This window comes from Tropicimonas sp. IMCC6043 (genome assembly GCF_004146235.1).
Classification (GTDB): domain Bacteria; phylum Pseudomonadota; class Alphaproteobacteria; order Rhodobacterales; family Rhodobacteraceae; genus Tropicimonas.
Genome location: NZ_SELO01000063.1, coordinates 1 through 14609, shown reverse-complemented (window position 1 = coordinate 14609; position 14609 = coordinate 1). Strand labels below are relative to the sequence as shown.

14 protein-coding genes are annotated in these 14609 nt (G+C 65.4%); 7 read left to right on the top strand and 7 right to left on the bottom strand.

The annotated features are described in order from the left end of the window. Window positions 1-173 precede the first annotated feature (173 nt). The 3 genes from EU800_RS24010 to EU800_RS24000 all read right to left on the bottom strand — a co-directional run bounded on the left by EU800_RS24010 (window position 174) and on the right by EU800_RS24000 (window position 4877). Window positions 174-890, bottom strand: a complete 717-nt coding sequence (locus tag EU800_RS24010) for an SDR family oxidoreductase (RefSeq protein WP_207209991.1) — start codon at window positions 888-890, stop codon at window positions 174-176. Window positions 891-1000: 110 nt separating this feature from the next. After that, window positions 1001-2887 (bottom strand): acyl-CoA synthetase, encoded by a 1887-nt coding sequence (locus EU800_RS24005; protein WP_129636028.1) that lies wholly within the window; start codon window positions 2885-2887, stop codon window positions 1001-1003. A gap of 196 nt (window positions 2888-3083) precedes the next feature. Continuing rightward, the gene (locus EU800_RS24000) at window positions 3084-4877 is read right to left on the bottom strand and encodes an ABC transporter transmembrane domain-containing protein (RefSeq protein WP_129636027.1); all 1794 of its coding nucleotides are present in this window, start codon (window positions 4875-4877) and stop codon (window positions 3084-3086) included. 149 nt (window positions 4878-5026) lie between these two features. Here EU800_RS24000 and EU800_RS23995 point away from each other — a divergent pair, with 149 nt between their 5' ends. From EU800_RS23995 to EU800_RS23980, 4 genes are all read left to right on the top strand, one after another. After that, window positions 5027-5467, top strand: a complete 441-nt coding sequence (locus tag EU800_RS23995; RefSeq protein WP_129636029.1) for an NUDIX domain-containing protein — start codon at window positions 5027-5029, stop codon at window positions 5465-5467. After that, window positions 5468-5899 (top strand): NUDIX hydrolase, encoded by a 432-nt coding sequence (locus tag EU800_RS23990; protein ID WP_129636026.1) that lies wholly within the window; start codon window positions 5468-5470, stop codon window positions 5897-5899. A 154-nt stretch (window positions 5900-6053) separates the two neighbouring features. After that, window positions 6054-6944 (top strand): SPFH domain-containing protein, encoded by an 891-nt coding sequence (locus tag EU800_RS23985; protein WP_129636025.1) that lies wholly within the window; start codon window positions 6054-6056, stop codon window positions 6942-6944. A 5-nt stretch (window positions 6945-6949) separates the two neighbouring features. Next, window positions 6950-7246: an NfeD family protein gene (locus tag EU800_RS23980; protein ID WP_129636024.1), complete on the top strand. Its 297-nt coding sequence runs from the start codon at window positions 6950-6952 to the stop codon at window positions 7244-7246. A gap of 54 nt (window positions 7247-7300) precedes the next feature. On the opposite strand, the gene EU800_RS23975 is transcribed toward EU800_RS23980, so the two are convergent. Then, complete coding sequence (locus tag EU800_RS23975; protein ID WP_165354825.1) at window positions 7301-8383, bottom strand: linear amide C-N hydrolase; 1083 nt, start codon at window positions 8381-8383, stop codon at window positions 7301-7303. Between EU800_RS23975 and EU800_RS23970 the strand changes: the two genes are divergently transcribed. Together EU800_RS23970 and EU800_RS23965 are read left to right on the top strand one after the other, a co-directional pair. Beyond that, a complete protein-coding gene (locus EU800_RS23970; RefSeq protein WP_207209990.1) occupies window positions 8382-8678 on the top strand; it encodes a hypothetical protein in 297 nt (98 codons plus the stop codon). The genes EU800_RS23975 and EU800_RS23970 overlap by 2 nt on opposite strands. 107 nt (window positions 8679-8785) lie before the next feature. Beyond that, a complete protein-coding gene (locus EU800_RS23965) occupies window positions 8786-9658 on the top strand; it encodes an NAD(P)-dependent oxidoreductase (RefSeq protein ID WP_129636021.1) in 873 nt (290 codons plus the stop codon). A 99-nt stretch (window positions 9659-9757) separates the two neighbouring features. Here the strand turns inward: EU800_RS23965 and pyrF are convergent, their stop codons facing one another. Continuing rightward, window positions 9758-10474, bottom strand: coding sequence for an orotidine-5'-phosphate decarboxylase (pyrF, locus tag EU800_RS23960; protein WP_129636020.1), 717 nt, complete (start codon window positions 10472-10474; stop codon window positions 9758-9760). Between the two features lie 203 nt (window positions 10475-10677). On the opposite strand from pyrF, the gene clpB reads away from it, so the two are divergent. Beyond that, window positions 10678-13293: an ATP-dependent chaperone ClpB gene (clpB, locus tag EU800_RS23955; RefSeq protein WP_129636019.1), complete on the top strand. Its 2616-nt coding sequence runs from the start codon at window positions 10678-10680 to the stop codon at window positions 13291-13293. 456 nt (window positions 13294-13749) lie between these two features. Here clpB and EU800_RS23950 read toward each other — a convergent pair whose 3' ends face one another. Further along, window positions 13750-14388: a hypothetical protein gene (locus EU800_RS23950; protein ID WP_129636018.1), complete on the bottom strand. Its 639-nt coding sequence runs from the start codon at window positions 14386-14388 to the stop codon at window positions 13750-13752. Next, window positions 14388-14609: hypothetical protein (locus EU800_RS27325; RefSeq protein WP_207209989.1), on the bottom strand; the 222-nt coding region annotated here is incomplete at its 5' end. The genes EU800_RS23950 and EU800_RS27325, both read right to left, overlap by 1 nt.

The following is a 14609-nucleotide window of genomic DNA, read 5'->3' as shown; positions in this document are numbered from 1 at the left end:
CGCGCTCCCGCAATTCCATAGGATGTGGCTTGCCCATTCCTACCCCCTATATCTGCCTCACAAACAGAGAACCATGGGCGCCACATCTTGGGAATCCTGAATCCGATCAGCTTGGGAACGCTCTAGCTTTCACCCGAGCGGACTGTGACGGCGGCCGAAGCGGCAGCAGATCCTTACCAGGGCAGTTCATACCCCTCGGCATGCCAGAACCCGCCACTGGTCTCGAGGCTCAGCGCGTCGATACGGGCGATGAGCCCGCGCGCCGCCTCGGCCGGGGCGATGCCCTGGGCACCGGTCATTTCGGTTGCGACCATACCCGGGTGGAGCAGCGCGACGGCGATGCCGCGCGGCTTCAGCTCGTGCATCAGGTTGGTGCCGATCTGGTTGACCGCTGTCTTGGAAGCCCGGTAGCCGTAGATTCCACCCGACCCGTTGTCGGCGATCGAGCCGACGCGGCTGGATACAATGGCGACCTTCGATCCGTCCCTGAGGTTGCCGGCGAGTGCTTCGGTGACCCGCAGCGGACCGAGTGCGTTGACACGGTACTGCTCCAGCATCGAGTCGTAGTCGATGGCGCCGAAACTGTCGGTCCGGAGAATCCCGGCATTGTTGACCAGCACATCCAGCGCCTGATCGCCTATCTCTCGCCGCAACCGGTCGACGGCCTCCCCCTCGCTGACGTCGATCCCCTCGACGATGCGGAGACCGAGCGCCTCCAGTTCGGGGCTGGGTGTCCGGCAGACGGCGATAACGTCGTCGCCGCGCGCGTTGTACTGCCGGCAGAGTTCGAGACCGATACCCCTGTTCGGGCCTGTAATCAGGATGGTCGCCATGTTGTCGTTCCCCTTGCGCTGGCGTGAACCGGGGCCGGGGTCGGGCGGGATGGACATTCCGCCGTCACCGCAGGGCAGGCGCCCGGCGTGGATCCGACCACGTTACGCGAAGGCGCCGGGGATGCAATGTCCGACGGACCGGTCCTGAGGCTTCGCGCCATGTCCGGCTAATCCGCCCATTCCCATGGGCAGGTGTACGCGCCGAGCAGGCGGCGGACCGCGTCTTCGTCCACCGTGCCGGTCCGACGCAGGCGCGCGACGAGGCCGCGCCGCCTGTCCTCGACCACCTCGGCGACCTCGGCGGCAAGCCTCGCCTCCTCGAGTGCCGCGTCATAGACCCGCCGGATCGCCATCTTTCTCAGGTCCGGCTTGAACACCTTTCCGACCGCGGTCTTGGGCAACTCGTCGAGGATCTCGAGGTATTTCGGCACCGCCGCGCGTTCGGTGATCCGGGGCCGGACGTAGTCCAGAAGCTCTCGGCTCGTCACCTTCGCGCCCGCGACCAGCTCGACATAGGCGCAGGGAAGTTCGCCGGCGAAGGCATCGGGCTGGCCGATAGCGCCGGCGAAGGCCACCGCCTCGTGCCCCGCCAGTGCCTCCTCGATGATCGCCGGGTCGATGTTGTGGCCGCCTCGGATGATCAGGTCCTTTGCCCGCCCGGTGATCCAGAGATAGCCGTCTGCGTCGATGCGGCCGAGATCGCCGGTGCGCAGGTAGACGTCGTGGTGAAACAGGTCGTGGTTCCGGTCGGCCTCGGTATAGGTCGATCCGGCATAGACACCGGGATTGTCGACGCAGATTTCGCCGACCTCGTCCACTGCGCATTCCCGCGGGCCGTCCTCTCCGTGCTGCAGGATCCTGACCTGGGTATGTGGAAAGGGGATGCCGACCGAGCCGATCTTCTTGGCGCTGCCTGGCGGGTTGAGCGACACCAGGCACGTGCATTCGGTCAGCCCGTAGCCCTCGAGGATCTCGACGCCCGTGGCTTTCTCGAACCGGTGGTAGAGTTCGGTGGGAAGCGGCGCGGAGCCGGAAAAGGCCAGGTTGAGCGTCGAGATGTCTGCGTCTACCGGGCGCTGCATGAGGGCGGCGAAGGCGGTCGGCACGCCGATCATGAAGGTCACTTTCCAGCGCTCGACCAGTTTCCAGAAATTGTCGAAGACGCCCTCGCCGCGGTAGCCCGCCGGCGTCGGGAAGACGACATGCGCGCCCGAGGCGATCATCGACATCAGGATCGGCTCGACAGCGAAGACGTGGAAGAGCGGCAGCGGACAGATCACCACGTCGCGTTCGGAAAACAGCAGCCGCTGGCCCAGCCACCCATTGTAGACCATCCCGGAATAGAGGTGCTGCGCCACCTTGGGCATGCCGGTGGTGCCGCCGGTGTGGAAATAAGCCGCCACACGGTCGCCGGCGCTGTCCTCGAAGGTCAGCCGGTCAGTCGGGTGGCGGGCGAGTTCGCGGTCGAAATCGCGCATCGCGGCGGTGTGGTGGACGATATTCTTCGGCCGGATCAGCGGAATCACCAGTTTCCTGAGCCCGGTCACGTAACGCAACAGGTCCACCTCGAGCACATGCTTGACGCCGGGCGCGTGGTCGACCGCCTCGGCGACCTTCTGGGCCACGTCGGAGCGAGGAAAGCTCTTCAGCGTGACCACGACCCGCGCCTTGGTCTCACGCAGGATTGCGGCAATCTGGTCCGGCTCGAGCAGAGGGTTGATCGGGTTGACGATGCCGGCGATGGAGCCTCCGAGCAGGGAAATGACCATCTCGGTGCAATTGGGCATGACGCAGGCGACGGTGTCGCCTTCGCCGACGCCGAGCGCGCGGAACAGGTTCGCGGCCTGGAGCGACCGGGCGTGGAGTTCCGACCAGGTGAGAGTCTCGGCCGGCTCGTCCGGGTCGGCGCGCAGCTGGAAGGAGACCGCCGGGCGTGCGCCATGTGCGTCTTTTACGGCCGTCAGGAACTGATACATCGTTCGGGAGACATCGCGGTCTTCCCAGGCCATTTCGGCGTCAATGGCATCTCTGTCGGCGAGGCTGGCGAACCCCATCCCTTTCCTCCCTGTCATCTGGTGGATGAAAGCGGGGATAAATTAAGTATCGCTCAGATATCTAGGTTTGCGCAACCGCAGAACCACCGGATTTGACCGGCAACCGGGCGCGTATTTCGTCCAGCGGTTTGGCAGCTGGCGCGGCGCGGTGAAAGGACGGCAATCCGCCGCCCGGGGTTTCGGCGATCCCGGCGGCTTACTCCGCCGCCAGACCTTCGGTAAACTGAAGCCGCGCCAGCCGCGCGTAGAGGCCGCCCTGAGCGACCAGTTCCTCATGCGTGCCTTCCGCGATGATGCGGCCTGCCTCGAAGACGAGAATGCGGTCGGCCTGTTTCACCGTGGCGAGCCGGTGGGCGACGATCAGAGTCGTGCGGCCTTCCTTCATCGCCGCGACGGCCTCCTGCACGGCGCGTTCGGAAGCCGCATCAAGGGCGGAGGTCGCCTCGTCGAGGAGCAGCACCGGCGCGTCGCGCAGGATCGCGCGGGCGATGGCGATGCGTTGTTTTTGGCCGCCCGAGAGCATTACGCCGCGCTCGCCGACATAGGAGTCGTAGCCCTCGGGCAGGGCGGATATGAAGTCATGCGCTTGCGCGGCGCGGGCGGCGGCCTCGACCTCCGCGTCCGTCGCCTCCGGACGGCCGAAGCGGATGTTCTCGCGGGCCGTCTCGGCGAAGATCACCGGGTCCTGCGGCACCAGCGCGAGGTTCCGGCGGAAGCTGGCGCGCTCCATTTCCGGCAGCGCCACCCCGTCGAGTCGGATCACGCCCTGCTGCGGGTCATAGAAGCGCAGGAGGAGCTGGAGGATCGTCGTCTTGCCAGCGCCGGACGGACCGACGAGGGCGACCTGCTCGCCCGGCTTGAGCGTGAAGGAGACGCCGTTCAGTGCGGCATCTCCCGGCCGGCTCGGGTAGTGGAAGACCACGTCTTCGAAGGCGATCTCGCCACGCACAGGGGCGGGCAGGGCGCGGGGCGCGACGGGGTCGATGACGGTGTCCTCGGCGCCGAGGAGTTCGGTCAGCCGCTCGGTGGCGCCGGCGGCGCGCTGCAACTCGCCCCAGATCTCCGACAGGGCTGCGACCGAACCGGCCATGATGCCCGCATAGATCAGGAACTGCACCAGTTCGCCGGCGCTCATCGCCCCGGCGCGGACATCCCGCGCGCCGATCCAGAGCACGCCGAGGATGCCGGAGAAGACGACGAAGATGATGATCATGGTCAGAGCCGCCCGCACCCCGATGCGCGTCTTGGCGGCGCGGTAGCTGGCCTCGGTCACCTCGTCGAAGCGGTCGCGGCTGGCGGCCTCGTGGCTGTAGGCCTGAACGGTTTGCGCCGCCTGCAACGCCTCGGAGGCGTTGCCGGAGCTTCGGGCGATCCAGTCCTGGTTCTCGCGCGAGAGCGTGCGCAGACGGCGGCCGAGGGCGAGGATCGGCACGATGACGAGAGGGATGATCGCCAGCACCATCAGCGTCAGCTTGCCGGAGGTGAAGAACATCATCGCCATGCCGCCAACGAAAAGCAGCGTGTTGCGCAGGAACCAGGAGATCGAGGAACCGACGACCTGAAGGATCAGTGTCGTGTCGGTGGTAATCCGGCTGATGATCTCCCCGGTCATGATCTTCTCGAACCAGGCCGGGCTCATCGAGATCATCCGCTCGAAGACCGCCTTGCGCAGATCTGCCACAACTCGTTCGCCGAGCCGGGTTACGATGTAGTATCGGGTGCCGCTGCCGAGGGCGAAGATCGCGGCAATGCCGATCGCGGCGAGGAAATAGCGATCGAGCAGGGCGACGGCGCCGGATTCGAACCCGTCGACCACGCGCCGCGCGGCCACGGGCAGGATTAGCGAGACGCCCGCCGTGACGACCAGTGCGATGGCGGCGAGGAACACATAGCGCCGATAGGGAGCAAAGAAGGGAAACAGCGTCCGCAGCGCGCCCACCCGTTTCGAGCTCGCGCGCTGATGTTCCGCCTCGGGTCCGTTGCTCGCCATGATCCGCCTCCATCCTTTCGGGTTGCTTTAGCGGGCTGCGGGGAGGGCGGCAAGCAGGGGGCGGATCACGACCCTGCGCCTTGCACGGACCGGAGCAGGCGCCCATGGTGCCTGCGGATAGGTTTCGGGAGGGACAGGACGTGACCGCGATGACATTCGAGACGCTCCTGGCCGAGCCGGACCTCTACGGCGCAAAGGTTGCCGCCTGGTGCGGTGGTGAAATCCTTTGTTACCAGCGTGACGACTTCGCCCACATTCCCGATCCGGGCCTCTGGGACCTGCCGGGGGGCGTGCGCGAAACGGGCGAAACCCTGCTCGACTGTGCGATCCGCGAGACCTGGGAGGAATTCGGAATTGCGCTGCCGCAGGACGCGTTCGGCGACGCCGCGCGTTTCGTCAAGTTCGAGCCGCACCGGATCGAGGCGCTCTTCCTGACCGCACGGCTGACGCCCCCGATGGTGGCCGCGATCACTTTCGGTGAGGAGGGGCAGCAATGGCGGATGATGCCGGTGGCCGAGTTCGTCACTCGCCCGGATGCGGTGCGCGAACTGCAAAGCTGTGTCGCGACCTGGTGGGAGGGGATGGGCTAGATGTCCGACGACGCCTTCTCGGGCGCGAAGCTGGCGCTTCTGGTTGGCCCGGACGTGCTGACGATCCTGCGTGACGAGCGCCCTGGCATCGCCTTTCCTGGCCTTTGGGACCTGCCGGGCGGTGGCCGGGAGGGGGACGAGAGCCCGCTCGACTGCTTGCTCCGGGAGCTCTGGGAGGAGCTTGGCCTCGTGCTCGATCCGTGGAGCCTCCGCTGGCGTCGGCGCTATGGCGGCGTGCTGCCCGGACAGGGAGCCACATGGTTCTTCGCGGCCCGGCTCGACACGTTCGACCCGGGTGAGGTGCGGTTCGGGGACGAGGGGCAGGAGTGGCGGCTGATGCCGGCGACCGAGTTCATCGCCTCGGAGCGCGCGGTTCCGCATATGCGCACCCGGCTGCGCAGGTATCTCGAGGAGACCGCTACGGTGGGCTGATACAGCGTCAATCGCTTGGCGGGCGGATCTGTGTCATCATGGTCGGATCCGCCGCCGGTGAACTGTGCGCGGGACACGGATTGGTCGATTTGTGACCTAGGCGTGGCCATGATCCGGAGGCATAGTCGCGCCAGACAATTGACAGGACGGGTTCATGATTGAAGAGATCCTCTATTCGTTGACGGGCGGTTCCATCGTGCTTCTGCTGGTGGCCGTTTTCATCATCATCTGCGTCTTCCTCGGCGTGAGGATCGTTCCGCAATCCGAGAAATACGTGGTCGAGCGCTTCGGCCGGCTGCGCGCGGTGCTGGGACCGGGCCTGAACCTGATCGTGCCCTTCCTCGATCGAGTGGCGCACCGGGTCTCTATCCTCGAGCGCCAGCTTCCCAACGCGACCCAGGACGCGATCACCAAGGACAACGTGCTGGTACAGATCGACACGTCCGTCTTCTACCGGATCCTCGAGCCGGAAAAGACGGTCTACCGGATCCGCGACGTCGATGGCGCCATCGCCACGACCGTGGCCGGCATCGTGCGGGCCGAGATCGGCAAGATGGACCTCGACGAGGTGCAGTCGAACCGCTCGCAACTCATCAACCAGATCAAGGCATCGGTCGAGGACGCGGTGGATAACTGGGGGATCGAGGTGACCCGGGCCGAGATCCTCGACGTCAATCTTGACCAGGCGACGCGGGACGCGATGCTGCAACAGCTCAATGCCGAGCGCGAGCGGCGCGCTGCGGTGACGCGGGCCGAGGGGCAAAAACGCGCGATTGAGCTCAACGCAGATGCGGAACTCTACGCCGCCGAGCAGGTGGCCAAGGCGCGCCGGATTCAGGCCGACGCGGAGGCCTACGCGACCGGTGTCGTCGCGGAAGCTATCCGGGCCAACGGGCTGGAAGCGGCGCAATACCAGGTGGCGCTGAAACAGGTCGAGGCGCTGAACAAGCTCGGCGACGGCAGCGGCAAGCAGACGATCGTGCTCCCGGCCAACGCGCTCGAGGCCTTTGGCGACGCTTTCAAGATGCTGCGCGGAAGGAGCTGACGGCGATGTCTCAGGTCTGGAACGAATGGTGGGTCTGGGCGGTGGCGGGGCTCGTGCTCGCCATCCTCGAAGTTGTCGTGCCCGGCTGGATCTTTCTTGGCTTCGCGGTGGGCGCGGGCGCGGTCGCGCTCCTCCTCGCCGTGGGCGGTCCCTTCGCCGCGGCGATGAGCGGGTCAGTCGCTCTGTTGCTCGTGGTTTTCGCGGTGCTGTCGGTCATCGCCTGGCTCGTGATGCGCCGGGTCTTCGGACTGCGTGGCGGCGGTTCGGTCAAGCTCTTCGACCACGACATCAACGAGAACTGACGGTCAGGAGCTGCGGATGCGGATGGCCGCCTGCGTGACAGGCGGCCAAGGCGCTCAGTTCACCGGTGTCACGTCCTCGATCCTTTCCGTCGACGGCGGATCGATCTGGACCACGCCGATCGTTTCGAAGTCAATCTTGGAGAGGTCGATCATCTGGATCTGCCGGCTCTTGAAGGTGTGCATGTAGAACTTCCGCGCCCTGGTGTCGGCGGCGACCGTGGCCTGAGTTATGTCCGCCTGGGGCTTGCCGTCGTCTACCCCGACGACTGCTCCACGCGGAATGTCGAACTGGTTGAGGATATGAAACGCCTCTTCCACCGCTTCGGGGCCGGTTGCGGATGGAAATGCCGTTTGGGAAAAGACGACAGCGCGCACGAAGCGGGAGGGTGGAGTGAAATCGCCGGGCAGTCCGGCGAGACCCGAGCCCTGGCCGAGCTGCTTCAGCTCGAGCCCGTCGAGTGTAACCGGGGGGACATTCAGCGGGCTGAGGTAGATGAAGTTCCGAAGGTTGGTCAAATGCCAGTCGAAGGTGGGCGCATTGGTAATCACTCCGAGCGGGTCGTCATAGACCTTGAGCTGCCCGTCAACCGGTTCGATGACGATGGATTCGCCCGACGGGTCCTGTACGATCCAATGAAAAGGCGCGACGATCCCACCCCAGTCCGCAAGCGGCGCACCCGAGACCTTGATGCCGGGCAGGGCGGCGCGGACCTCCTCGATGGTCGCAAAATTGGTCAGCACCCAGTTAACGAACAGGAGCGGGCTCACGACGGTCCCGTCGTCGGCCGAGGATACCGTTGCGTAGTCGGCATAGTCGGGAAAGTAGAAGGCCCCGGCCGCGAGTCCTGCCTCGTTTATCCCGTCGAGTGCGGCCGGTGCGCCGTGGGCATTTACCCCGACGAAGCCATACTTGGCCGTCCAACTGGCCGGCTTCGACGCTGTCACCTGACCGCCGGTCTGGGTGATGCCGCTTGGCATGATCAGGATGCGCACATCCAACGGGGTGCCAAATTCACCCGTCCTGGCATGGATGACGCTGCCGTCCTCGGCTGTGAGGGTTATGCCGGTGCAGGCATCGGCAACCGCAGTCACCGCGACGCAGAAGCCGAGCGCCAGCGTGGAAACCCCTTGGATCATGTGGAGCGTTCTCATCGGTTTTTCTCGAAGGTCCAGTGGTTGGTTGAGTCGGATGTGGGTGGTGGAAATGCGCGATGACAAACGAGGCACACTTCACGGGTCGCTATCCCAGCCGGGCATCCAGAAACGGCAATCTTGTCGTCGCGTCGGCCATTGCCGCGAGGCGGCCGATGTCTCGCCGGCGCGTTCTTCCGAGATTGAGCTTCCAGTCCTGCGAGCGGCCCAGTTCGGTCACGATCGTCTGAGCGATGGCGGTTCGGTCAAGCTCTTCGACCACGACATCATCGAGACCTGACGCGCCGCCGGGCCCACTGCCACACCGCGGTCCGGCCCCGCAATTTGGAGCCGCGCGCCGGAATTTGCTATCCTGACCCTGCCGGACACGCGCAGGGGGAGGGCACCATGCAATCGGTTTCTGTCATCGGCCTCGGAGCCATGGGCACCGCATTGGCTCGGGAACTCCTCGACAACGGCTACCGGTTGACCGTCTGGAACCGAACCGCCGACAAGGCCGCGCGCCTTGTCGAGGCGGGCGCAACGCTGGCGGCCTCTCCGTCCGAGGCTATCCGGGCAAGCGATGTCACAATCACCTGCATTCGCTCTCACGGCGATACGCGCGCCTTGCTCGGGGCCGAGCCCGCCGCGCTGTCGGGAAAGACGATCATCGAGCTCAGCACAGGGGAGTCCGCCGAGGCGAATTCTCTGATGGACTGGATCCACGCGCGTGGCGCGGACTGCCTGATCGGGATGATTTCGGTCTTCCCCAAGGATATCGGCAGCGCGGACAGCGCGATACTTGTCGTGGGGCGCGAAGAGACCTGGGCGCGCTGCAGCGAGATCCTGACCACGCTGGGCGGCGCATCGGCCAGGATCGGAGAGGACCCAATCGCGCTGGCGGCGATCTACGCGTCGCTGGTGCTGCCGCGACAAGGGTTCATGTTCGGCATGATCTATGGCGCGATCCTGTGCGAGAAGGCCGGCATTTCGATGAAGGACTATGTCGAGGTGCTCCCTCTGACGATCCGGATCGTGCATGACTATTTCGACCTCTTCGCGGCGACAGTACCGGACGGGAACTTCGCCGATCCGCCGGCGTCGCTCGGCGTCTATCACGCAGCTTTCGAGGATGTGCTCGGCACCTGCCGCGCCCTCGGCGCACCCGATGAATTGCCACGGCTGCTGCGTGACCTGCTTCAGCGGGGCATGGATGCGGGGCTGGGGGATCAGCAGGTGACGGCACTCACCAGGCTTCTGGCGAAGTTGGACGTGTCCTGACCAAAAGGGCCAGGCACGGAGCGGCTCCATGATGCTGGGTTCGCAGGTCTGTTCCAGGCAACAGGATGAATCGTCGGAACCGAACAACCAGACTCCGTGTCAGCGGTTTGGTTGCCGGGCCTGCGGGCTCAAGAGCTCGTGCAGGATCGCCTCGGCGGCGGCGCGCGGATTCTCGGCCTGCCAGACCGGGCGGCCGACGACGATGTGATCGGCGCCGCCGGCGATCGCCTCGGCCGGGGTGGTCACGCGCTTTTGGTCGCCGAGTGCAGCATTGGCCGGCCGCACGCCCGGTGTCACGATCAGCCGCCCCTCCGCCTCGGGCAGGGCACGGATCAGGGGTGCCTCTTGCGGCGAAGCGATGACCCCGTCGGCGCCGGCCGCGAAGGCAATGGCCGCGCGTTCGAGGACGATCTCCTGCAGATCGCCGGGCTTGATCAGGCTCGCGTCGAGGTCGCTCCGGTCGAGCGAGGTCAGGATGGTGACGGCGAGGATTTTCATCTCCTTGCCGCCCCGGCCCTCGCAGGCGGCGCGGACGACATGCGGGTCGCCGTGGACAGTGAGGAAGTCGAGGTCGAACTGCGCCAGCCCGCGCACCGCCGCCTCCACCGTCGCGCCGATGTCGAACAGCTTCATGTCGAGGAAGATGCGCTTGCCGTGCTCGCCCTTCAGCTCGTTTGCGAGCGCCAGCCCCCCGCCCGTCAGCATGCCGAGGCCGATCTTGTAGAAGGAAACGGCGTCGCCGATCCGGCCTGCCAGTTCCAGCCCGGCCAGGGCGTTGGGGACGTCGAGGGCGACGATCAGGCGGTCATCGGACATGGGGGTTCTCCTTTGCCGGCTCGCGCCTGCTTAGTCGGACGGCGCGAGTGCGACAAGGACGAAGCGTCGGGGCGGATGGCAAAAATGCAACATCGGCCTTGCAGCGCACCAGGCGGCACCCCAGATTGATCCCGAAGGCCCAGATGGGCGGTGCCGCGTGGTGGGCCGTTCGAAAACGGGCGCTTGGACAAGGAGAATGACCGATGAACATGGAGAAGTTCACGGAGCGGTCGCGCGGGTTCCTTCAGGCCGCGCAGACGATCGCGATGCGCGAGGAGCACCAGAGGATGGTGCCCGAACATCTTCTGAAGGCTTTCCTGGACGACGAGGAGGGGCTGGCCTCGAACCTTATCAAGCGCGCGGGCGGATCGCCGGAGCGCGTGCTCGAGGCTGTCGACGCGGCGCTTGCCAAGATGCCGAAAGTGTCGGGCGACGGGGCGCAGGTCTATCTCGACCAGAAGCTCGGCCGGGTGCTCGACGAGGCGGAGAAGATCGCCTCCAAGGCAGGTGACAGCTTCGTTCCCGTGGAACGGATCCTGACCGCGCTGGCGGTCGTGCGCTCGGGCGCCAAGGAGGCGCTGGAGGCCGGTGCCGTGACCGCGCAGGGGCTCAACGCCGCGATCAACGATGTGCGCAAGGGGCGCACCGCCGACACCGCGAGCGCGGAAGAGGGCTACGAGGCGATGAAGAAATACGCGCGTGACCTGACCGAGGCGGCGCGCGCGGGCAAGATCGACCCGATCATCGGCCGCGACGAGGAGATCCGCCGCTCGATGCAGGTGCTCTCGCGCCGGACCAAGAACAACCCGGTGCTGATCGGCGAGCCGGGCGTCGGCAAGACCGCCATCGCCGAGGGCCTCGCGCTGCGGATCGTCAATGGCGACGTGCCGGAGAGCCTGAAGAACAAGAAACTGATGGCGCTCGACATGGGCGCGCTCATCGCCGGCGCGAAATATCGCGGCGAGTTCGAGGAGCGCCTGAAATCGGTGCTGTCGGAAGTGACGGCGGCCGCCGGCGAGATCATACTCTTCATCGACGAGATGCACACGCTTGTGGGCGCGGGCAAGGCGGACGGGGCGATGGACGCCTCCAACCTCCTGAAGCCGGCGCTGGCGCGCGGTGAACTGCACTGCGTGGGCGCGACGACGCTCGATGAGTATCGCAAGCATGTCGAGAAGGACGCGGCGCTGGCGCGGCGTTTCCAGCCGGTGATGGTCGAGGAGCCGACGGTCGAGGACACGATCTCGATCCTCCGCGGCATCAAGGAGAAATACGAGCTGCACCACGGGGTGCGGATCTCCGACTCGGCGCTGGTGGCGGCGGCGACGCTGTCCCACCGTTACATCACCGACCGGTTCCTGCCCGACAAGGCGATCGACCTGATGGACGAGGCGGCGAGCCGGCTTCGGATGGAGGTGGATTCCAAGCCCGAGGAGCTGGACCAGCTCGACCGGCAGATCCTGCAACTCCAGATCGAGGCGGAGGCACTCAAGAAGGAGGACGATGCGGCCTCGATCAACCGGCTGGAGAAGCTGGAAGAGGAGCTGTCGAACCTTCAGCAGCGCTCGGCCGAGATGACGGCGCAGTGGCAGTCGGAGCGTGACAAGCTCGAATCCGCGCGCGACCTCAAGGAACAACTCGACGCGGCGCGGGCGGAGCTCGACATCGCCAAGCGCGAGGGCAACCTAGCCAAAGCGGGCGAGCTCTCCTACGGCATCATCCCGGGGCTCGAGAAACAGCTCGAGTCGGCGGAGAATGCCGAGGACCAGCTGATGGTCGAGGAGGCCGTGCGGCCCGAGCAGATTGCCGAGGTGGTGGAGCGCTGGACCGGCATCCCGACTTCGAAGATGCTCGAGGGCGAGCGCGAGAAGCTCCTGCGCATGGAAGAGGAACTCGGGCGCCGGGTGGTCGGCCAGGAAACGGCCGTGACCGCCGTGTCCAACGCGGTGCGCCGCGCGCGGGCCGGGCTCAACGAGGAGGGCCGGCCACTCGGGTCGTTCCTGTTCCTCGGGCCGACCGGCGTCGGCAAGACCGAGCTGACCAAGGCGCTGGCGGAGTATCTCTTCGACGATGACAGCGCGATGGTCCGCATCGACATGTCGGAGTTCATGGAGAAGCACTCGGTCGCCCGTCTGATCGGCGCGCCGCCGGGCTATGTCGGCTATGACGAGGGCGGCGTCCTGACCGAGGCGGTGCGGCGGCGGCCCTACCAGGTGTTGCTCTTCGACGAGGTCGAGAAGGCGCATCCGGACGTGTTCAACGTGCTCCTGCAGGTGCTCGACGACGGTGTGCTGACCGACGGTCAGGGGCACCGGGTGGACTTCAAGCAGACGCTGATCGTGCTGACCTCCAACCTCGGCTCGCAGGCGCTCAGCCAGCTGCCGGAGGGTGCGGACACGAGCGCGGCTCGCCGCGACGTGATGGATGCGGTGAAAACGCATTTCCGGCCGGAATTCCTCAACCGGCTCGACGAGATCATCATCTTCGACCGGCTGAGCCGGGCGGACATGGACGGTATCGTCGAGATCCAGCTTGGCCATCTCGACCGGCGGCTGGCACGGCGCGGCATCACGCTCTCGCTCGATGCGGCGGCGCGGAAATGGCTCGCGGACGAGGGCTACGACCCGGTCTTCGGGGCGCGTCCGCTCAAGCGGGTGATCCAGAAGGCGCTGCAGGACGAATTGGCCGAGTTGATCCTGTCCGGCGACGTGATGGACGGCTCCGTGGTCAATGTCTCGGCCGGGGTCGAGGGGCTGATCGTGGGGGACCATATCGGGTCCACCAACCGGCACCCGCCGCAGGATGCCGTCGTCCATTGATATCTGACACGCGGTTCGGGCGGGGCAAGCCTCGCCCGGATCCGACCTGAGAGCGGCGGCCCGAGGCCACCGCACCATCGCCGGGCCGTTCCACGGCCCGGCGATGTGCTATTGCGAGCGCTCAGCCCTGGTCACGTCCGAAACCTCCGCCAGGAACCGCCCGATCCACCGTCGGAGCGCAACGCCTGCCAAACCCTGGCCCGGGCAACCAGCCCGGGCCGCGCCCCTTCGAGGGGCTTTCGCGGCCCCACCGGGGCCACGGTCCCCTCTCAGTCCCCCCGGGAGGGCGCATTGCGACGTGGCAAGACGCGGTGCCGTTGCAGTGGATTGCTCCATAAACCGCGCAGACCCGGCGGAGCGACGCGCCCACCCAGGGTCGGGCGCGGCCCTTTGGGCGAAGTGCGGGCGTTGGGAGTGGTAAGCTGTCAACATATTCGCAGGCCACATGCGCCAAACTCAAAACAGATCAATTGCTCGGCTTTGAAGACTTGCCACGATTGCCAAAAAGTCCCGAAGATCGTTGTACCCGATTCGTACATCGAGAACGCCGTGAATATAGGAGTTTCTGGCTTTCAGAAGGCGGCGAAGCATGTCAGCCTGATTTGGCGTGACTGTTCCATCCTCTGCTAGCTTGTCGACAATTCTTCCGGGCGACTGCGGCCTATTGAATTCGCTGTACCTTTGATTTCGCACAGTAGCTTCCAAGCTAGCCCAAGCGACCAATAGCGCGGGTCCGCTGTGACCATCTTTGAGCAACTGTTTCGAACGAAATAATTCCTCGATGATGATCTTCTCTTCAACGGCTTGCAGGTCGTCGCTTTTTCTAGCTTGAAAGAAAAAGACCTTTCTTTCCCAATTGGGATTTTCTCTCAAGAACTCCTGAACGGTCCTTGATATCTCACCTAGAGTCTCACCTTGGCGTATCTCAACAAGTAGGTTCTTTCTGGGTCCAATAGCGAGGAGGTCGGGTCGATAGTTGCCGAGTCCCTTCGGCAGCAACTGCGGAGAGACTTCAGTGTAGACGCGATACCCCTGTGCCTTCAATTGAGGGATCACAAGGTCGAAAGCTTCGCGTTCGATGGGTTTCGAAGTCATTACATACCCTTGTGTGGTGTGTCGTGGATAGCCACGAAGAGGTTCGGGCGTTCTTCGCTCAGTGTGTCGAGCAACGCGTTAGACGGATTACTTAAGGAAAGTCTGAAGAACCTTCGCCTCTGGGCGTGATCTGATAGGGTCTGTGTATCCGCGAGAGGAGCGCCGACGATGCCGAAACAGCCCGCCTTCCCGAGCATGACCGACGCGATGAAGAAGAAGCG

Bases quoted from the DNA above. Each gene is read 5' to 3' on its own strand.
- EU800_RS23950 (WP_129636018.1), bottom strand. From the start codon at position 14,388: ATGACTTCGAAACCCATCGAACGCGAAGCTTTCGACCTTGTGATCCCT.
- EU800_RS23975 (WP_165354825.1), bottom strand. From the start codon at position 8,383: ATGATCCAAGGGGTTTCCACGCTGGCGCTCGGCTTCTGCGTCGCGGTG.
- EU800_RS24000 (WP_129636027.1), bottom strand. From the start codon at position 4,877: ATGGCGAGCAACGGACCCGAGGCGGAACATCAGCGCGCGAGCTCGAAA.
- pyrF (WP_129636020.1), bottom strand. From the start codon at position 10,474: ATGTCCGATGACCGCCTGATCGTCGCCCTCGACGTCCCCAACGCCCTG.
- EU800_RS23985 (WP_129636025.1), top strand. From the start codon at position 6,054: ATGATTGAAGAGATCCTCTATTCGTTGACGGGCGGTTCCATCGTGCTT.
- EU800_RS23980 (WP_129636024.1), top strand. From the start codon at position 6,950: ATGTCTCAGGTCTGGAACGAATGGTGGGTCTGGGCGGTGGCGGGGCTC.
- clpB (WP_129636019.1), top strand. From the start codon at position 10,678: ATGAACATGGAGAAGTTCACGGAGCGGTCGCGCGGGTTCCTTCAGGCC.
- EU800_RS24005 (WP_129636028.1), bottom strand. From the start codon at position 2,887: ATGGGGTTCGCCAGCCTCGCCGACAGAGATGCCATTGACGCCGAAATG.
- EU800_RS23990 (WP_129636026.1), top strand. From the start codon at position 5,468: ATGTCCGACGACGCCTTCTCGGGCGCGAAGCTGGCGCTTCTGGTTGGC.
- EU800_RS24010 (WP_207209991.1), bottom strand. From the start codon at position 890: ATGTCCATCCCGCCCGACCCCGGCCCCGGTTCACGCCAGCGCAAGGGG.
- EU800_RS23995 (WP_129636029.1), top strand. From the start codon at position 5,027: ATGACATTCGAGACGCTCCTGGCCGAGCCGGACCTCTACGGCGCAAAG.
- EU800_RS23965 (WP_129636021.1), top strand. From the start codon at position 8,786: ATGCAATCGGTTTCTGTCATCGGCCTCGGAGCCATGGGCACCGCATTG.
- EU800_RS23970 (WP_207209990.1), top strand. From the start codon at position 8,382: ATGTGGAGCGTTCTCATCGGTTTTTCTCGAAGGTCCAGTGGTTGGTTG.